The organism is Peribacillus sp. P4_C12, assembly GCF_056402095.1.
On record NZ_JBFUIB010001218.1, the window covers coordinates 1 to 516 of the forward strand.

1 pseudogene is annotated in these 516 nt (G+C 44.2%); it reads left to right on the forward strand.

The features are described from left to right. Positions 1 to 73: 73 nt before the first annotated feature. Positions 74 to 516 (forward strand): annotated as a pseudogene (locus AC1DUW_RS32215) (aldehyde dehydrogenase family protein); the annotation flags it as partial.

The window sequence follows — 516 nt, forward strand, 5'->3', positions numbered from 1 at the left end:
GCGTTTACAAAAATTCCATATAAAGCATAATCCACGGCCGTCTCAAAGTCTGCGTCGGCAAAAACGATGTTAGGTACAGGCTATGGTTGTTCGAGAGCCGGTAGGGGTATGTGGACTGATCGCTCCGTGGAATTTYCCTTTACTGACKGGAGCTTGGAAAATAGCCCCTGCCCTTGCTGCAGGAAATACGRTYGTATTTAAAACAKCCGAGRTMACTCCGRTTACSACYACTAAATTRTTYGAGATTATCRAAGAAGTTGGCATACCAGATGGCGTTGCAAAYCTAGTTATGGGTGGTGGKGSAACAGTAGGAAATGAAYTAGCGGAAAGCGATAAAGTTGATATGRTTTCGTTYACTGGCAGCACSTCRACAGGWAGAARCRTCATGCAAAAAGCAGCTGGAAATATTAAAAACATTGCACTCGAATTAGGCGGCAAGTCACCTAACATCGTTTTTGCCGACGCAGACTTTGAGACGGCCGTGGATTATGCTTTATATGGAATTTTTGTMAACGC